This is a genomic window from Amycolatopsis sp. CA-161197 (assembly GCF_050942255.1).
Taxonomy (GTDB): Bacteria; Actinomycetota; Actinomycetes; order Mycobacteriales; family Pseudonocardiaceae; genus Amycolatopsis.
Genome location: NZ_CP192059.1, coordinates 6245111 through 6261907, shown reverse-complemented (window position 1 = coordinate 6261907; position 16797 = coordinate 6245111). Strand labels below are relative to the sequence as shown.

Below are 16797 nucleotides of genomic sequence, written 5' to 3'. Positions count from 1 at the left end.
ACCTCCGCAGCCTGTGAGCCAGGACAGCGGACGAGCGCCGCGGCGCCGGTCGATCGCCGTTCGGTCCCGGATGTCCGGTAGGTCCGCCCGCCCCCGGCGCCCGCGTGTGGCCACCCCCAGTGACCACACGCGGGCGCCCGTTTCGTTTTCGCGACATCCCTTGGTGGGGAGTGTATCGTTCACGGGACGGTTGATGTCAAGTTTTCGTGACAGCTATGCTTCACGTCGTCACGAGCGGAGGACGGTTGGGGGACTGATGACCGGGACGCCGGACACCGGGGACGCGGCGAGCGGTCCCGGCGAGGACACCAGCTTCGCCGAACGGCTCGCGCACTTGATCTCGACGGTGCACCCGCCGGACCGCAAGCCCTACTCCTACCGGGAGATCGCGCAGGGCGTCGCCGAGCTCACCGGGGTGAGCATGTCGGCCACCCACGTGCAGCAGCTCGCGGTCGGGGCGCGGCGCGACCCGAAGCGCTCGCACATCCAGGCGCTCGCGCGCTTCTTCGGCGTGCCCGTCACCTACTTCTTCGACGACGACGTGGCCGAGCGCGTCGACGGGCAGATCGCCGACGTCGTCGCCTGGCGCGACACCGGCGCCCGCGACCTCGCGCAGCGCGCGATGCGGCTCTCCGAACGCGACCGCGACACCGTGTCGGCGCTGGTGGACCAGCTGAACAGCTACGACGCCGGGCGCGAGCGCACCCGCCGCGGGCGCAAGCCCGAGTAGCTATGCTGATCATCGCCGGGGCGCCGCGGTGCACCCGGCTGGTCCAGCCGCCGAGCGCACCGGGAGGGGTCATCGACCCGAGCCTGAGAGCGCGCGCCCGCACCCGAGTGCGCGAGCTGCTGCGCGACGTGCCGCCGCCGCGCCCCTGGTCGATGAACGCGTGGGTCGACCGGCTGGAACGGCACCGTGGCCGTGACATCGACCTGGTGGCGGTGGAGTACGAGCCGGGCCGGCCGTCGGGCGCCTGGCAGCGGCGCGCGGACTACGACCTCGTCGCCTACACCGCCGGCACGTCACCGTTGCACCAGGACCACATCATCGCCCACGAGCTCGCGCACCTGCTGTGCGAGCACCGCGGGTCCTGCGTGATGTCCGACGCGGAGGCCGCCGCGCTCGCACCCGACCTCAGTGCCCACACGCTGTCGCACCTGCTCACGCGCGTGACCACGGACGTCGACGAGTACGAGGCCGAGCTCATCGCGGTGCTGCTGATGAGCGCGGCGACGGCCGAGGCCGAACCGCTCAAGCCCGGTGCGTCCGGGCGCTCCGCCGATCGCGCGCGGCGGCTCGCGTCGCTGCTCGGGTAGCGGCCGGATGATCGACGCGCTGTTCTTCGGGGTCGGGCTGGTCGCCGTGGCCGTCGGCGCCTGGCGCGCCGTGCGGGCGCGGCGCACCGGCGCGGGGGCCGGGCTGGCGACGAGCCTGATCGCGCTCGGTCTCGCGTTGTTCTTGCTGGCCGACAGCGCGCAGGCGATCGAGAGCCGGATCTACCCGAGCCTCGGGCGGCTGCTGTCGAACCTCGCGACGATGGTGGCCGCGTACGGCATCGAGGTCACCGTCGCCGAGATCGGCGGTGTGGCGGAGAAACGGCGCCGCGGCCGGCTCGCCGCGCTCGTGGTCGCGCTGGTCGTGCTGGTGGTCTCGTTCTTCTCGACCCGTGGCCTGCCGGTGGGCATCGGCCTGTTCGACGAGCTGTACCGGACCAATCCGACGCTGGTCGCCTACGTCGTGGTCTACACGCTCTACCTCGGGTTCGCGGTGGTGGACATCGCGATCGTGTCGGCGGGCGCGGTCCGCGCGGGCGCCGGCGCGCTGCGGGCCGGCCTCGGGCTGATGCTCGTGGCGTGCGTGTTCGCGCTGGCCTACCTCGCGGGCAAGGTCGTGGACCTCGTCGCCGACGTGACCGCCGAGCACCCGGTCGCCGTGGTCTGCCGCGGCGCGTTCTCGACGGTCGACTGCGCGCTGGCCGTGGGTTTCCCGGCGATCTCGGTGCTGCTGATCGTGGTCGGCCTGACCGTGCCCGCGCTGCCCGCGGCCGGGCGCGCGGTGCGCGACGCGCGGACGCGGGCCGAGCTGCGCCCGCTGCGCGAGCACCTCGCCGGGCGCTTCCCCGATGTCGTGCGCCTGGGTCGCGCGGGCGCGACCGGGCGCGAGCGGCTGCTGACGGTGCTGAGCGAGGTCAACGACGGGCTGCTGCTCGCCGGCATCCCGCCGTCGGCTCCGCCCGAGGCGGCGGCCGAGCTGCTGCGGGCCGGCGGTGGCGACGCCGTGGCGGACGAGCTGGTGCCCGAGGGCGACCGGCAGGGCGACACCGCGTTCGCGGCCGACGTCGCGCGGCTGCGGGCTATCGCGCGGGCGTTGCGAGCGGAGCGGTCAGCCGGAGCTGCCAGCCCTGTTCGGTGAGCACGACCAGGTGCAGCGCCTCGGCTCGCGCCGTCAGCGGCAGGAGCTGCTCCACGCGCCGCGCCACCTCGGAGTTCTGCTCGTCGGTGCCGCCCATCGCGACCGTGACGTGGGCCGGCGGGTGCGGGCCGAAGCGGCCGCCGTACGGCCGGACGCCGGGCCAGTGGTCGCACGCGGCGTCGGCGAGCGGCTGCAGCGCCGGGGCCGCCACGGCGACGAACCCGGGGGCGACCACGAGGTCGGCCAGCGCGACGTCGACCGCTTCGTGGGCGGCGGCCAGTGCGGTCACGGCGGCGTCGGCCTCGTCCGTGAGGTCGGTGGCGGGCAGGAACGGGTAGAGCGCCGTGACGTGCGGGGGCAGGCCGGGCCGCACGAGCGCGGGACTGACCGCGACAGCGGCTTCGAGCAGGCCGGCCGCGGCCGGGAGCTCGACGACGAGGGCACTGGTTCCGGGAGCGGGCACGAGGTGATCTTCCCGCATCCGCGCCGTGGCGAGGAATTGAGGCTCACCTACGTTCTCGGGTGTACCCGAATGGGAACCCTAAGTCTTTCCCAAGTTTTCCGCTGCATTGTGGACCGGGCCCTACACTCGGTGAATGAAGATCGTCCTATGGACCGCATTGTGCGGATTGTGCGCCCTCGCCGGCCACGTGCTCCTGGGCGTCGTGGCTGTTTCCCTGCTCCTGGTCTGTGTTCCCGTGCGCCGGGAAGTCGGCCGGGGAGCCGAAGAAAGAGAATTGATCACCACTCGCGGCTGATATTCGCCGGTTCGTCGTGCAATTGCAATTCAGTGGTAATAACCGGCCACGGGCACGCGGGCTTCGTCGAACAAAGCGGGGCCCTGCAGTTCGAAACTCGCGCCGGGTGCCGGTGGTTTGAGGGTGGCCAGCTGCTGCGTGGACAACGCGAAGACCACGCGGCCGAGTCCCGATCGTTCGATGGCGCCGGTGCACATCCCGCACGGCTGGCAGCTCGTGTACATCGTCGTCAGCGCGGCCGTCTCGGGGCTGAGCTCGCGCGCGGCCCAGCGCGCGAGCTTCAGCTCGGGGTGCGCCGTGACGTCCTGGTCGGTGAGCGACGTGTTCCACTCCTCGACGAGCACCTTCCCCTCGGCGCTGGCGAGCAGCGAGCCGAACGGCGGGTTCCCGCTGGCCCGCGCCGTGGCGGCGAGCTCGATCGCACGGCGGAGCAGGGCCTCGGTCATCGTGGTCCCCTTTCGAGGGAGTGCTGCTTCCAGGCGTCCGCGACGGCCGCGAGCGCCTGCCAGGCCGCCGAGGGCCGCCGGGTCTCTTCAGGGTCGCCCGAGAACGGGTCGAACACCACGTCTTCGGCGCCGAGGCGCCGAAGTTCCTCCAGATCGCCCACGATCTGCTCCAGCGTGCCCTCGCCCGCGAGCCGATCGGCGGGTGGCGCGTCGGTGAGCCGCAGGACGATCCGCGGCGCGAAGCCGGGCACGGGTTTGCCCTCGGCGGCGGCGTGGTCCCGCAGCCGGCCGAGCGCGTCGCGCACCCAGGGCAACCTGAAGCGCAGCGGATGCCACGCGTCGCCGAAGCGCACCGAACGGCGCAGCGCCGCGTCGCTGCCGCCGCCGATCCACAGCGGGACCCGGCCCGCGCGGTAGTCGTCCTCGTCGGCCCACGCGCTGCGGATGGTCGCCAGGTGCGCGTCGGTCAGCGCGCCGCGGCGTTCGAACGGCACGCCGAGCGCCGCGTACTCCTCGCGCGCCCAGCCGACGCCCACGCCGAGCACGAACCGGCCGCCGCTGAGGTCGGCGAGGTTCGCGGCCATGCGCGCCGTGAGCAGCGGATGCCGGTAGGGGAGGATCAGCACGGTGGTGCCCAGCCGCACGTCCGTCGTCGCGCCCGCCAGCCACGACAGCGTGGTGAACGGCTCGTAGAACGGCGCGGGGTACTGCGCCGCCACGTCGGGGGTGATGGCGACGTGGTCGGACACCATCAGCAGGTCGTAGCCGAGCCCCTCGCTCGTCTGCGCCCACGCGCGCAGCACACCGGGGTCGGCGCCGGGGCCGAAGTTCGGGATGTTCACACCGAGTCGCACGCCGCCAACGCTATCGACGCGGACCCGGGCCGGTGAAGGGATTCCGTCCGGGATATCGGCCCGATGGCCGTGGATCTGCCGGTAGATTGCGGGAATGGCCGAGACTCTCGACGACACCGACTGGGCGATCGTCACCGAGCTGCAGCAGGACGGCCGGCTCGCGCTCACCGAGCTGGGCAAGCGCGTGAGCCTCAGCGCGTCGGCGGCCACCGAGCGCGTGCGCCGGCTCGAGGCGCTCGGCGTGATCACCGGCTACCGCGCCGAGGTCGACCTGACCAAGGTCGGGTTCGGCGTGCTGGCCGTGGTGCGGCTGAAGTTCCCCGGCAACCGCCACGAGGCGCTGCACCGGCTGCTGGCCGAACGCGCCGAGCTGCTCGAATGCCTGCGCACCACCGGCGACGACTGCTACACGCTCAAGGTCGCCGCCACGTCCATGGCGCACCTCGAGCAGCTCATGGGGGAGCTGGCGCGGTTCGGCAGCACGACGACGAACGTCGTCTACAGTCAGACGCTGCCGTACCGGGGGCCACGCAAACCCGCCTGAAATTCTTCCGCGCCGATTTGTCGAAGCGCGCCCGCCTCCTCCGACGCATCCGTGACGGGGCGCACCTGGCGTCCCTCGGAGCGGAGGAGCCGACATGGGCACGGAGATCGACGTCCGGTGGGAAGGCGTGCTGGCGGGGACGCCGGAGCAGGTGTGGGACGCGTTCACCGCGCGCACCGGCGGCTGGCTGTGGGAGATCGCGTACGAGCCGCGCCGCGGCGGTGCCGAGCGTGGCCTGACGCCGACCGGCGGCACCGTCGTCGAGTGGGACCCGGCGCGGCGGTTCGTGACGCGCGCGGACTCGGCCGACGGGTGGTTCAACCAGCTCGACTACGACCTCGAGCCGCGAGAAGCCGGCACGCTGCTGCGCTACCGGCACCGTTCGGTCCTCGGCGAGGACCACGACGTGCAGCTCGACTCGTGCCTGCACCACACGAAGTTCTACTACCACTCGCTCACCGAGTACGTCCGCCACTTCGCGGGCCGCGACGCGACGTACGTGTCGGCCGGAGCGCCGGAGTCCTCGGCCGACGGCGGGTTCACGGCGGTGTGCGACGCGCTCGGCGTGGGCGACGCGGCCGTCGGCGACCGGGTCGTGGCCGCGGGACCGGCGCCGATCGAAGGCGTCGTCGACTACCGCACCGACCGCTTCCTCGGCATCCGCACTCCCGGCGCGCTCTACCGCGTCTACGGCCGCGACGCGTGGGGCTGGCCGGTCGCCGTCGCGGCGCACGTCTTCGACGGCCCGGCGGAGAGCGAAGTGGCCTGGACCACTTGGCTGGCCGGGGTTTTCCCCGCGGGAACAGGTGAGTAGCCCGGGTCGCCGAGTGTTCACCCGCGCGTCGTTGATGGCGGCGCTCGCCCTCGCCTAGCGTCGGGCCGTCTTCGACCTATGCGGAGGAACGCATGTCCACTGGGGATCTCAGCCGGCGTAACTTGTTGCGCGTGAGTGGTGTCGTGGCGGCCGGAGCGGCGATGGGCATGCTGCCCGGCGTCGCGTTCGCGGCTCCCGCGCCGGGCACGGCGCAGCAGACCAAGACGGTCACGGGCACGTTCAAGCCCGACGTGCCGGACTGGTACTACCTGCCCGTCGACGTGCCCCGCGGGGTCAAGCAGATCGATGTCGTGTACTCCTACGACCGGCCGTCCGTGCCCGCCGGCGTGCGCGGAAACGCCTGTGACATCGGCATGTTCGGCCCCGAGGGCCACGACCTCGGCAACGCCCGCGGCTTCCGCGGCTGGTCCGGCGGGTTCCGCGACCGCTTCTCGATCAGCGCTTCCGAGGCCACCCCCGGGTACGTCGCCGGTCCGATCAAGCAGGGCCGCTGGCACGTGATCCTCGGCCCGTACACGGTGGCGCCGCAGGGCATGAACTACCGGGTGGACATCACGCTGACGTTCGGCGCGGACGACAAGCCGTTCAAACCGAACCCCGCGCCGGAGACGGCGCCGGCCCGCCAGCGCGGCAAGTCCTGGTACCGCGGCGACTGCCACCTGCACACCGTGCACTCCGACGGCAAGCGCACGCCGGACCAGCTCGTCGCCGACTCCCGCGCGGCCGGGCTGGACTTCATCGTCTCCACCGATCACAACACCAAGAGCTCGCAGCTGATCTGGGGCGACTACGCCACCGACGACCTGCTGATCCTCAACGGCGAAGAGGTCACCACGCGCTCGGGGCACTGGCCCGCGATCGGCCTGCCCGCCGGTACCTGGATCGACTGGCGCTACCGCGCGTCCGACGCCGCGGACTTCCGGCACTTCACCGACCAGGTGCATCGCGCGGGCGGCCTGGTCACCGCCGCGCACCCGTTCGCGAACTGCTTCGGCTGCACGTACGAGTTCGCCTACGAGATCGCCGACCTCGTCGAGGTCTGGAACGGCCCGTGGACCCAGGACGACGAGGCCAGCGTCACGCACTGGGACGGCCTGCTGCGCGGCGGCCGCTGGATCCCGGCGATCGGCGACTCCGACGCGCACAACCCGGACCAGGTCGTGGCCCTGCCGCACACCGTGGTGAAGGCCAACAGCCTCCGCCGCGCCGACCTGCTGGCCGGCCTCAAGGCGGGCCAGTCGTGGCTGGCCGAGTCGAAGGACGTGAACCTCGAGTTCGGCGTGTCCGGAGGCGGGCGCAGCGCGGGCATCGGCGAGCGGCTCACGGCCGGCACCGGCACCGCGGTCACGGTGAGCGCGACGGTGACCGGTGCGCCGGGCACCACCGTCACGTTCCTCGACCAGCTCGGCCCCGAGCACGTCGAGACGGTGCCCGCCGGCGGTACCGCCACCGTGACGTGGACCACCTACCCGCGCTACAGCCGGTGGGTGCGCGTGGAGGTGCGGCGTCCGTCGGGCGGCCCGAACACCACCACGCCGAACGCGATGGTCGCCATGTCCAACCCGATCTTCCTGGGCGCCGCCGACGGCAAGTGATCCCGGCCCGTCCTCCTTCACCCACACACGGGCCCTACCGGTCGTCCGGGCAGAATTGTCCGAACAGGTCTTGTGAGAAGGGTGGGGGAGGACGGGTGCGCGGGTGCGGGGTCAAAGCGGCGATCGCTGCGGTCGTCGTGGTCCTCGTGGCCGTGGTCGTCGTGGTGGTGGTGCTGTCGCGGGGCAGCGACGTCTCGACACCCGGGTGCACGGTCACGTTGCCGAAGGAGCCGGGTCAGCAGGACGCGACGCAGTACACGCTGCAGCCCGACCAGATGAGCAACGCGGCGACGATCGCCGCGGTCGCCTCGAAGGAGGGGCTGCCGTCGCACGCCGTCACGGTCGCGCTGGCCACGGCGTTGCAGGAGTCGAAGCTGCGCAACCTCAGCGGCGGTGACCGCGACTCGGTCGGCCTGTTCCAGCAACGGCCGAGCCAGGGCTGGGGCACGCCGGCGCAGCTGCAGGACCCGGTCTACGCGGCCACGGCGTTCTACACGAAGCTCGCCAAGCTCTCGGGCTGGGAGTCGATGCCCATCACCGAGGCGGCGCAGGCGGTGCAGCGCTCCGCCGCACCCGACGCCTACGCCCAGTGGGAACCCGTCGCGCGCGCTGCGGCGAGCGCGTTGACCGGCCAGATCCCGGCCGCGCTGACCTGCCGCAACATCACCGTCGGCCCGGCCACCGCCGACCTCGTGAAGACCGCCGACGCCGAACTGGGCACGGCCCGCCTCAGCGGCGCCCACCCGGCCGCACAGGGCTGGGCGATCAGCACCTGGCTGGTCGCCCGCGCCGCCACGGTGGGCGTCGACAAGGTCACCTTCGCCGGCCAGACCTGGACGGCCGAGTCGGGCGCGTGGACGGCCGACCCGGCCGTCGGGCCGAACCTGACGCTGCATCAGGTGCCGGCTGCGCCACCGAGTTCGCGCTGAGCGTCCACTTCGGACTTTCAGCCCGCGAGCCCGTCGACCAGCTCCGCGGAACGCCGCCACAGCCGCGCCACTGCGGCGCTCGGCCTGCTCGGCGGCCGCGGTCTTCGGCAGCTCGTCGAGCTGTTCACCGACCACGCCCCGCCTCTCCCGAGTCAGCGCCCGCCACGGCGGTCGTTGATGGTGACCTGGTGCGGCGCGGCGGTCCCGCAGTCGTCCTGGTGATACAGGGCAAGCGTGTCAATATCGGTGGTGATCGCCGCGTTCGCGCCAAGGCAGTCGGGATCCAATTCGATCGTCACGGTGGTGCCCCGCCCGTGGGATGCGGTGAATGACTCGGGCGATCCGACCGGGCGCAGGCCGGAGAGCTCCTGGCTCAGGCCACTCCCGGCCCGCCACACTTCGACGACCGTCCGTCGGCTCACGACTGCGGCGGCCGCGAGTGTCCATCGGTCCGGGCCCAGCAGCGATTCGAAGTAACCGCGTTCCGGCACGCGGCAGCGCTCGGCCGGGCAGAGCTGGTCGTCGGTGATCGAGAAGGTGAGGTCACCGAGAATCTCGACTCGGACCACAGGGCTGCGCGGGTCAGCCAGATGCGTTGCGGGATGGACGGCGTGGCCGATGACGCCAATGAGGACGTCGGTCGGCAGCTTCGGGTCGTCGAGAGTGACACCGAAGTACATCCCCGGCCAGTGGCGAACAGACTCGTCGAACTCGATCAGCTTGATGTCCGCAGTGCTGTATTCGCGTTGTGGCACAACACAATTCTACGTCGTCCGCCCATCGCGCGGGTCTTCTCGGGCGTCCACGCCGGGCCGGCTGCGGTCACCTCACCGGCCGGGAGACTACGTCCAGGCGGGATCGCGGCCGGTCAGGCCGAGGATGCGGTCCAAGGTGGGTGCGTCGGCCGGTACCTCGACCTCCGGTCCGTACATGCCCATCGCCCGCCCCTGCTCCACGCCGGCGAGCACCGTGTCGTGCAGGTGCGCCAGCAGGTCGGCGGGCAGGTCCAGCCGCTGCCCGGTCGCGGCGGCCAGGTCCCAGCCGTGCACGGCCAGCTCGCCGACGATCATGTCGCCCATGACGGGCGCGGGCAGCGTGTGCGGTGTGCCCATGGTCGTCTCGCCCTGCCAGGCGCTCGGCGGCGCCCACGACGACGTGAGGTCGTCCAGCAGGGCGAGCAGGCGACCGCGCCAGTCGCCGGCCGTCAGGTCCACATCGGACTCGGCCGCCGCCGGCTGCGGAACGGACTCCTTGCGGCCGGCGCCGGCGAGCGACGGACCCCAGAACAGGAGGTGGTTGACCAGCGCCCGCACGTCGTACTCCGTGCACGGAGTCTTGTTGGCGAGCTGGTCGTCGGTGATGGTGCCGGCGAGGGCGGCCATGGCCCCGGCCGCGTCGGATACGTGTGACATGGGGGCGACGCTAGGCGGTGCGGGCCGGGGGGTATTGGACAAAGGCGACGTACACTCTGCCGGGTGGGGCGGGATGTTCGTGAGCTGCGGAGTGCGTGGACCAGGTATCAGAGCCACGCGTTCCACGACCCGTCGCCGGCGCTCGCGCCCTGGGTGGAGCGGTACTGGGAGGCGCGCTGGGACTACGCCGAGCCCTACCGGCAGAAGATCGTGCCTTACCCGAACGTGCACCTGTCGTTCGGCGGCGGCCGCGCGGACGTCAACGGCGTGTGCAGCGGCTACCGGATCAAGGTCCTCGGGGGCCGCGACCACGTCTTCGGCGTCGCGTTCCGGCCGGGCTGCTTCCGCTCGTTCCTCGGCGCCTCCGTTTCGACGATCACCGACCGCGTCGTCCCGGCGGCCGAGGTTTTCGGCCCCGACCTGCCCACGACGCTCGACGTGCCGACCGTGGACGCGTTCCTGCTGAAACACCTGCCGGACGACGACCCCCGGGTGCGCCAGGCGGTGGCCGCGGTCGAGCTGATCGCCGAGGACACGGCCGTGACGAGGGTCGAACGCCTCGCCGACGAGCTGGGGCTGAGCGTGCGGGGGCTGCAACGGCTGTTCGCGGAGTACGTCGGCATCGGGCCCAAGTGGGTGATCCGCCGCTACCGCCTGCACGAGGTGACCGCGCGCATGGCTGCGGACGGGGCGATCGACTGGGCCGCGCTGGCGGCGGACCTCGGCTACGCCGACCAGGGCCACTTCATCCGCGACTTCAAGAGCATGTTCGGCGAGCCGCCGACCTGGTACGCGCAGCGGTACTAGTCCGCCTCCCGCGATTCGCGAACTGCCGTTCCCCGCCGGGGCCGACGCGTTCCAGCCGGTGGGCCAGCACGTCCGCGCCGCCGATGAACAGGTCGATGCCGCGGCCGGAGCTGCGAGGTCGAGCGGGGCGGTGAGGAGCTTGAGCGCGCTCCAGGTCAAGTTCGCGTGGCGAGCGTGGGTTCCGGCGCGCTCTCGGGCACGTGGTCCGTGCGCCGCCGGGTGGCGATCGCGACGCCGGCCAACGACGTGGCGAGGCCGGTGCCGACGATGAGCAGCCAGCCGCGGCGGAAGGCCGCGAGGTCCTGCGCGCCGGCGTAGATCGCGACGAGCACGGCCGTGCCGAGCACCGTGCCGATCTGACGGCTGGTGTTGATCATCGACGATCCCGCGCCCCAGCGGGCGGCGGGCAGGACGGTGGCGACGATGCCGGAGACGCTCGGCATGGTGAGGCCCACGCCGACGCCCGTGAGCAGCTGCCCGGGCAGCATCGCTGACAGGTACGCCGGCTCGGGCCCCATCCGCAGCAGCCACACCGTCACGCCTAGCGCGAGGGCCAGGCCGCCGGCCGCGATCACCGGCCCGGGGCCGGTGCGGTGCGCGAGCCGACCGGCGAGCTGAGACATCGGCACGACCACGAGCGGGCCGGGCGCCAGCGAGAGGCCCGCCACGAGGATCGAGTCGTGCCACTGCGAGGTCAGGAACAGCACGTTGCCGAACAGCATCGCGCCGAAGCCCGCCGAGAACACGGCGACCGCGAGGCACGCCAGCCACAGCGTCGGCACGCGCAGCGCCGGCAGGTCGAGCACCGGCACGGCGTGGCGCGCCGAGCGCCACGGGACCCACGCGAGCGCCACCGCGGCGACGGCGAACGCGATGAGCACCGTCGGCGAGCCCCAGCCGCGGTCGGGCGCCTCGACCAGCGCGTACGCGAGCGCCCCGACACCCACGAGCAGGCCGAGCGCGCCGAGGAGGTCGGGCACGCCGGTGGTGCCGTCGCGCGTCTCGCGCAGCACCCGCGGCCCGAACCCGAGCGTGAGCAGGCAGATCGGCAGGTTCACCAGGAACACCCAGCGCCACGACGCTTCCACCAGCAGACCACCGACGGGCGGGCCGAGCGCCGCCGCCACCGCGCCGATCGACGCCCACACCCCGACCGCCATCGACCGCCGGTGCGGCGGGAACGCAGTGAGCAGCAGCGCCAGCGCGGTCGGCATCACCAGCGCCGCACCCACCGCCTGCAGCGCGCGGAACGAGACCAGCAGCTCGATCGACGTCGCCGCCGCGCACGCGGCGGAGGCCAGTGTGAACACCGCGACGCCCAGCAGGAACAGCCGACGGCGGCCGTAGCGGTCGGCCAGCCGGCCCGCCGGGGCGAGGAAGGCGGCGAAGAGCACGGTGTAGCCGTTGAGCACCCACGACGTCGTCGCGAGATCGGCGCCGGTGAAGGCCGTGCGGATCGCCGGGAACGCGACCGTGACGATGAACAGGTCGAGGCTCGCGAGGAAGGTCGCGGCCGAGACCACGAGGAGGACCGCGCCGGGACGGACCGGGGCTGGGGACATGAACGGGGCTCCCGTCGACTCGGTTGGCAAAAGCAACCTAGCTGGCGGAAGTCCGTCCCTACAAGAGACTGTGCTGGTTGTTACCTGCCGGAACCAGCCGTGACGGAGCCGTAGAGCCGCTGCATGTCGCCGTCGAAGTAGGCGCTGTAGGACACGTCCGGGGCGTCGCCGCCCTGCTCGTAGCCGCCGATCACGCCGACCACCGTGCCGAGCCCGGTCGCCGGGTCGGCCGCCGTGACCCACGGGCCGCCGCTGGTGCCGTCGGGGAAGCCGGGGCACTCCACGCGCTGCTGGTAGGTGTCGGACTGGGTCGTGGTGTTGGCGCAGACGACCGGGGCGTCGGCCGTGTCCGGGTAGCCGGTGAGCGTGATCGGGTTCGTGAAGCCCCGGTCCACCCCCAGCCGGTTCGCCCCGGTCAGGCTTTCCAGCGACGCGGCGGTGCCGGGCCGGGTGACGGTGAGGAACGCGAAGTCGAGGTCCTGGTCGGCCGAGGCGGTCCAGCCCGCCGGCACGGCCGCGGCGGTCACCGTCCAGCTGCCGTACGGGGCGACGCCGTCGTGGTAGCCGGGCTCGAACGTGAGGCCCTCGGTGCCGCCGCCGAGGCAGTGCGCGGCGGTGAGCACGAGGTCGCCGGCCGGGCTGTGCACCACGCTGGCGGAGCAGAAGTGCTTGCCCCCGGAGAACAACGCGCCGACCGCGTCGGTGGCCGCGGTCGTGGGTGCCGGTGCGGGTGACGAGGGCACGGCCGCGCTCGCGACCGGGTCGCCGCCGAGCAGCCCGTCGGAGTCCGCGACCGACGTGGACATTGCCGCGCCGCCCGTCAGCACCAGCACCGCGGCGGCCGCCACCGCCAGCGTCGCCCGCGAAACGTTGATCACCACTCGTCCAGGTCAGCACGCTTTCGGGCGCAAAGCACGCTGAGTGCCCGGATGCACAGCAACCTCACAGTGGTGCCGAACGGCGGCGCCGGTCCGGGGGATCCCGGCGGCGGGATCCCCGTGCTCGGCTCAGAAGCGCGTGACCAGCAGGGTCACGCCCGCTTCGCCCCCGCAGTCGACCAGGACCGGCCCGACGCCCGAACCGATCCCGTCCGACACCCGGGCCATGGCCCCGTAGTGCGCCGGGTTCGGGTCGACGACGCGGATGTCGACGAGCGCCGGGTGGTCCGGCAGCCCGCCCAGCACGGACTTCAGCCCGGTGCCGCTCCCGCAGTCGCCGGTGATCGACACTTCCTGGCCCCGCGCGGTGGCCGGGTTCGGGCTCACGTGCACGGTGGCCCGCGCGCCCTCCGGCGGCTGGTCGCCGCTCGCCGACGCGGTGGTGATCCCGATCGTGCCCGCCGCCGCCAGCGTCACCGCCACGGCCGCCACCAGCACCGCTTTCCGGTTCCCCACGGTGTTCTCCCTCCTCGGGTGTCCACTTCGGACACCTGCCGCACGGCCCCACGGCGTGGGACTCATCCGGGCAAGACGCTCGCGGTGGCGGCGGAGGTTCTCCGGGTGATCCGGATCACGCGAGATCGTCGAGGAACGCGGTGAGCACCGCCTCGTACGCGTCGGGAGTTTCGTCCTGCGGGGTGTGGCCGGCGCCGGGCAGCACCTGGACTTCACCGCGCCACAGCCGGGGCGAGGTGACGGTGCGCAGGTACTCGAGGTTCACCAGCTGCTCGAGCGCGCCGTGCAGGATCGCCACCGGCACGCGGGCGCCGGCGACGATCGCGCGCTCGTCGGCGTTCTCGGCACTCTGCAGGCTGCGGCCGAGCCCCGCGCGCGCCTCGGGGTCGGTGGCGAGGATGTGCGCGACCGCCGCGTCGAGCGGCAGCGGCGAGCCGAGCGCGAGCTGGGCGCGGGCGTACTCCGCCGCGTCCTCTCGGGACACTTCGCCGGTGAACCCCGTGGCCACGGCCGGGTTCGGCAGGAACGCCGTGGCGAGGTCCGCCGGCGAGGAGACCGGCGGCGTGCCGTGCACGACGATCCCGCGCACGCCGGGCAGCCGCGTCGAGGCCGAGAGCGCGATGTGCCCGCCGAGGCTCCAGCCGACGAGCACGGCGTCGCCGGCGCCCGCCGCCGCGGCGAAGTCCGCGACCACCCGTGCATAACCGGGGATCGAGTAGGTGGCCGGGTCTTTCGCGCGCGCGGACTCGCCGTGGCCCGGCAGGTCGAGCGCGAGCACGCGGAACCGCCGCCCGAAGGGGCCGTCGAGCACGTGAGCCCACGCCGCCGAGGACGAGGAGTTGCCGTGCACGAACACCACGGCGGGGCCGGAACCTGGGCTGGTGCGGTAGGCGATCCGCTGCCCGGCCGCGTCGAGGTTTTCCAAGCGGGATTCCATGCGGCGAACGCTAGGCCGGGCGGCGCCCGCGCGGTAGCGGCCGCACGGCGGATCGTCCGGCGCTACGATGGCGTGAATCGTCGCCGGAGCCCCGCAGGGTGGTCGTTTCGTGGCAGAAGCCGGACAGACGCGGCAGCCGGGGGAGCGGCTGAGCCCGCGGGTGGCCAAGCAGGTCCGCGACCTCATCATGAGCGGCGCCGTGCGCGGCGGCGAACGGCTGCGCACCGAGCACCTCGCCGAACAGCTCGGCGTGAGCGCGACTCCGGTGCGCGAGGCACTGATGTCGCTGACCGGCGAGGGCATGGTCGACTTCCGGCCCGGCCGCGGCTTCAGCGTGGTTCCGGTGACCCGCCAGGACGTGACCGACCTCTACGACACACAGGCCTACCTCTCCGGCGAGCTCGCGGCCCGCGCCGCGGGGCGGCTCACCGCCGCGGATCTCGCCGGTCTGGCCGACCTGCAGGACGAGCTGGAACGCGCCGTGTCCGCCGGGGATCTCGACGCCACCGAACGCGCCGACTTCGAGCTGCACCGCCGCGTGAACCACGCAGCGGCCGCGCCGAAGCTCACCTGGATGTTGTCGCTGACGCTGCGGTACGTGCCGTTCACCGCCTATGCCGACATCCCCGGCTGGCCGCTCGCCGCGCGCGACGGCCACGAACCGATCCTCGCCGCGCTGCGCGAAGGGGCGACCGCGCCGGCGCGCACCGCGATGAGCGCGCACATCCGCCTCGCCGGCGATCTGCTCGTCGACTTCCTCGCGGCGCAGGGCGTGCTCGCGGGCGAGTGACGAATCCGCACTGGGCAGTGCGCGCGAGTTTTCTATAGAATCCGCCGCGAAGGCGGTTCCCGGTCGAAGGAGACTCGGTGCAAGAGCGCAACGTGCTGTACATCGGCGGCGAGTGGGTCCCGGCGGCGGGCGCCGCCACGATCGCCGTCGAGAACCCGGCCACCGAACAGGTGCAGGCGCAGATCCCGGAAGGCTCGGCCGACGACGTCGACCGCGCGGTGCGGGCCGCGCGCGAGGCCTTCCCGGCCTGGTCGGCCACCACCCGCGCCGAACGCGCGGAGCTGCTGCGCAAGCTGCACGAAGGACTCGCCAAGCGCGCCGAGGAGATCGGCGAGACGATCGCGCGCGACGTCGGCACGCCGCTGCGCATCGCCACGCGCATCCAGGCCGCGCTGCCGCAGACCGACGTGCAGACGTATGTGGACCTGCTGGGCGAAGACGCGCCGGAGGAGAAGGTCGGCAACTCGCTGATCGTGCGCGAGGCCGCCGGGGTCGTCGCGGCGATCACGCCGTGGAACTACCCGCTGCACCAGATCACGTGCAAGATCGCGCCCGCGCTGGCCGCCGGCTGCACCGTGGTGGTCAAGCCCAGCGAGGTCGCGCCGCTGAGCGCCTACCAGCTGTTCGACGCGATCCACGAGGCCGGTTTCCCCGCCGGTGTGGTCAACCTGGTCACCGGGTACGGCCCGGTGGTCGGCGAGGCGCTCGCGACGCACCCGGAGGTCGACGTCGTGTCGTTCACCGGGTCCGTGCGCGCCGGCACGCGCGTGGCCGAGGTCGCCGCGCGCTCGGTCAAGCGCGTGACCCTGGAGCTGGGTGGCAAGTCCGCCAACGTGATCCTCGACGACGCCGACCTCGCCACCGCCGTGAAGGTGGGCGTCTCCAACGCTTTCCTCAACGCCGGCCAGACCTGCACCGCGTGGACGCGCATGCTCGTGCCGCGCGAGAAGCACGAGGAAGCCGTTGCGCTGGCGAAGAAGTTCGCCGAGGGCTTCACGCCCGGCGACCCGCTGGACGCGAAGACGAAACTCGGCCCGCTGGTGTCGGCGGCCCAGCGCGAACGCGTGCGGGAGTTCATCGCCAAGGGCGTCTCCGAAGGCGCGACGCTGGTGACCGGCGGCGCCGAAACCCCCGAGGGGCTCGACACCGGCTACTTCGTGCGCCCGACCGTGTTCGCGGGTGTGGACCCGGACTCGACGATCGCGCAGGAGGAGATCTTCGGCCCGGTGCTGTCGATCATCCCGTTCGACGACGAGGAAGACGCGCTGCGGATCGCCAACAACTCGAAGTACGGCCTGCACGGAGCCGTCTGGTCTGGCGACCAGGACCGCGCGCTGGCGTTCGCGCGCCGCGTGCGCACGGGCCAGATCGACGTGAACGGCGGCGCCTACAACCCGCTGGCGCCCTTCGGCGGCTACAAGTCCTCGGGCGTGGGCCGCGAGATGGGCCGCCCGGCGCTCGACGAGTTCACCGAGATCAAGTCCATCCAGCTCTGAGCCACTCGAGCGCGACGAAGGAGAA

The 16797-nt window shown here is 72.8% G+C and carries 20 protein-coding genes; 11 read left to right on the top strand and 9 right to left on the bottom strand.

Going from position 1 to position 16797, the window contains the following annotated elements; translation table 11 throughout:
• The first annotated feature begins 256 nt into the window (after window positions 1-256).
• From ACQPXB_RS29260 to ACQPXB_RS29250, 3 genes are read left to right on the top strand one after another with little or no spacing between them, the layout of a single operon-like run.
• On the top strand, window positions 257-730 hold the full coding sequence (locus ACQPXB_RS29260) for a helix-turn-helix transcriptional regulator (protein ID WP_366583538.1): 474 nt from the start codon (window positions 257-259) through the stop codon (window positions 728-730).
• A gap of 2 nt (window positions 731-732) precedes the next feature.
• Window positions 733-1317 (top strand): hypothetical protein, encoded by a 585-nt coding sequence (locus ACQPXB_RS29255; RefSeq protein ID WP_432845171.1) that lies wholly within the window; start codon window positions 733-735, stop codon window positions 1315-1317.
• Window positions 1318-1324: 7 nt separating this feature from the next.
• Window positions 1325-2413 (top strand): hypothetical protein, encoded by a 1089-nt coding sequence (locus tag ACQPXB_RS29250; RefSeq protein WP_432845170.1) that lies wholly within the window; start codon window positions 1325-1327, stop codon window positions 2411-2413.
• Here ACQPXB_RS29250 and ACQPXB_RS29245 read toward each other — a convergent pair.
• Window positions 2355-2876: a 2'-5' RNA ligase family protein gene (locus ACQPXB_RS29245; protein WP_432845169.1), complete on the bottom strand. Its 522-nt coding sequence runs from the start codon at window positions 2874-2876 to the stop codon at window positions 2355-2357. The genes ACQPXB_RS29250 and ACQPXB_RS29245 overlap by 59 nt on opposite strands.
• 133 nt (window positions 2877-3009) lie before the next feature.
• On the opposite strand from ACQPXB_RS29245, the gene ACQPXB_RS29240 reads away from it, so the two are divergent.
• Window positions 3010-3171, top strand: coding sequence for a hypothetical protein (locus ACQPXB_RS29240; RefSeq protein WP_432845168.1), 162 nt, complete (start codon window positions 3010-3012; stop codon window positions 3169-3171).
• A gap of 29 nt (window positions 3172-3200) precedes the next feature.
• On the opposite strand, the gene ACQPXB_RS29235 is transcribed toward ACQPXB_RS29240, so the two are convergent.
• Both ACQPXB_RS29235 and ACQPXB_RS29230 read right to left on the bottom strand, forming a co-directional pair.
• Window positions 3201-3617, bottom strand: coding sequence for a nucleoside deaminase (locus tag ACQPXB_RS29235; protein WP_366583542.1), 417 nt, complete (start codon window positions 3615-3617; stop codon window positions 3201-3203).
• A complete protein-coding gene (locus tag ACQPXB_RS29230) occupies window positions 3614-4471 on the bottom strand; it encodes an LLM class flavin-dependent oxidoreductase (protein ID WP_366583543.1) in 858 nt (285 codons plus the stop codon). The genes ACQPXB_RS29235 and ACQPXB_RS29230 overlap by 4 nt, the downstream gene beginning before the upstream one ends.
• Window positions 4472-4565: 94 nt before the next feature.
• Between ACQPXB_RS29230 and ACQPXB_RS29225 the strand changes: the two genes are divergently transcribed.
• The 4 genes from ACQPXB_RS29225 to ACQPXB_RS29210 all read left to right on the top strand — a co-directional run bounded on the left by ACQPXB_RS29225 (window position 4566) and on the right by ACQPXB_RS29210 (window position 8374).
• A complete protein-coding gene (locus ACQPXB_RS29225) occupies window positions 4566-5015 on the top strand; it encodes an Lrp/AsnC family transcriptional regulator (RefSeq protein ID WP_432845167.1) in 450 nt (149 codons plus the stop codon).
• A 94-nt stretch (window positions 5016-5109) separates the two neighbouring features.
• On the top strand, window positions 5110-5829 hold the full coding sequence (locus tag ACQPXB_RS29220) for an SRPBCC family protein (RefSeq protein ID WP_366583545.1): 720 nt from the start codon (window positions 5110-5112) through the stop codon (window positions 5827-5829).
• 131 nt (window positions 5830-5960) lie between these two features.
• Window positions 5961-7445, top strand: coding sequence for a CehA/McbA family metallohydrolase (locus ACQPXB_RS29215; protein WP_432845166.1), 1485 nt, complete (start codon window positions 5961-5963; stop codon window positions 7443-7445).
• A gap of 95 nt (window positions 7446-7540) precedes the next feature.
• Entirely contained in the window at window positions 7541-8374 is an 834-nt protein-coding gene (locus ACQPXB_RS29210; RefSeq protein ID WP_366583547.1) for a hypothetical protein, read from the top strand.
• A gap of 152 nt (window positions 8375-8526) precedes the next feature.
• Here the strand turns inward: ACQPXB_RS29210 and ACQPXB_RS29205 are convergent, their stop codons facing one another.
• Window positions 8527-9129, bottom strand: a complete 603-nt coding sequence (locus ACQPXB_RS29205; protein WP_366583548.1) for a hypothetical protein — start codon at window positions 9127-9129, stop codon at window positions 8527-8529.
• Window positions 9130-9216: 87 nt separating this feature from the next.
• The gene (locus ACQPXB_RS29200; protein ID WP_366583549.1) at window positions 9217-9786 is read right to left on the bottom strand and encodes a TIGR03086 family metal-binding protein; all 570 of its coding nucleotides are present in this window, start codon (window positions 9784-9786) and stop codon (window positions 9217-9219) included.
• Between the two features lie 63 nt (window positions 9787-9849).
• On the opposite strand from ACQPXB_RS29200, the gene ACQPXB_RS29195 reads away from it, so the two are divergent.
• Window positions 9850-10593 (top strand): helix-turn-helix domain-containing protein, encoded by a 744-nt coding sequence (locus ACQPXB_RS29195; RefSeq protein WP_366583550.1) that lies wholly within the window; start codon window positions 9850-9852, stop codon window positions 10591-10593.
• Between the two features lie 155 nt (window positions 10594-10748).
• On the opposite strand, the gene ACQPXB_RS29190 is transcribed toward ACQPXB_RS29195, so the two are convergent.
• From ACQPXB_RS29190 to ACQPXB_RS29175, 4 genes are all read right to left on the bottom strand, one after another.
• Entirely contained in the window at window positions 10749-12155 is a 1407-nt protein-coding gene (locus ACQPXB_RS29190; RefSeq protein ID WP_386954463.1) for an MFS transporter, read from the bottom strand.
• An 80-nt stretch (window positions 12156-12235) separates the two neighbouring features.
• A complete protein-coding gene (locus ACQPXB_RS29185) occupies window positions 12236-13036 on the bottom strand; it encodes a trypsin-like serine peptidase (RefSeq protein WP_432845165.1) in 801 nt (266 codons plus the stop codon).
• Window positions 13037-13162: 126 nt separating this feature from the next.
• Window positions 13163-13549, bottom strand: coding sequence for a hypothetical protein (locus ACQPXB_RS29180; protein ID WP_366583552.1), 387 nt, complete (start codon window positions 13547-13549; stop codon window positions 13163-13165).
• A gap of 115 nt (window positions 13550-13664) precedes the next feature.
• Complete coding sequence (locus ACQPXB_RS29175; protein ID WP_366583553.1) at window positions 13665-14486, bottom strand: alpha/beta fold hydrolase; 822 nt, start codon at window positions 14484-14486, stop codon at window positions 13665-13667.
• Window positions 14487-14595: 109 nt separating this feature from the next.
• Here ACQPXB_RS29175 and ACQPXB_RS29170 point away from each other — a divergent pair, with 109 nt between their 5' ends.
• Both ACQPXB_RS29170 and ACQPXB_RS29165 read left to right on the top strand, forming a co-directional pair.
• Complete coding sequence (locus ACQPXB_RS29170; protein ID WP_366583554.1) at window positions 14596-15276, top strand: GntR family transcriptional regulator; 681 nt, start codon at window positions 14596-14598, stop codon at window positions 15274-15276.
• 77 nt (window positions 15277-15353) lie between these two features.
• On the top strand, window positions 15354-16772 hold the full coding sequence (locus tag ACQPXB_RS29165; protein WP_366583555.1) for an aldehyde dehydrogenase family protein: 1419 nt from the start codon (window positions 15354-15356) through the stop codon (window positions 16770-16772).
• The last annotated feature ends 25 nt before the right edge of the window (window positions 16773-16797 follow it).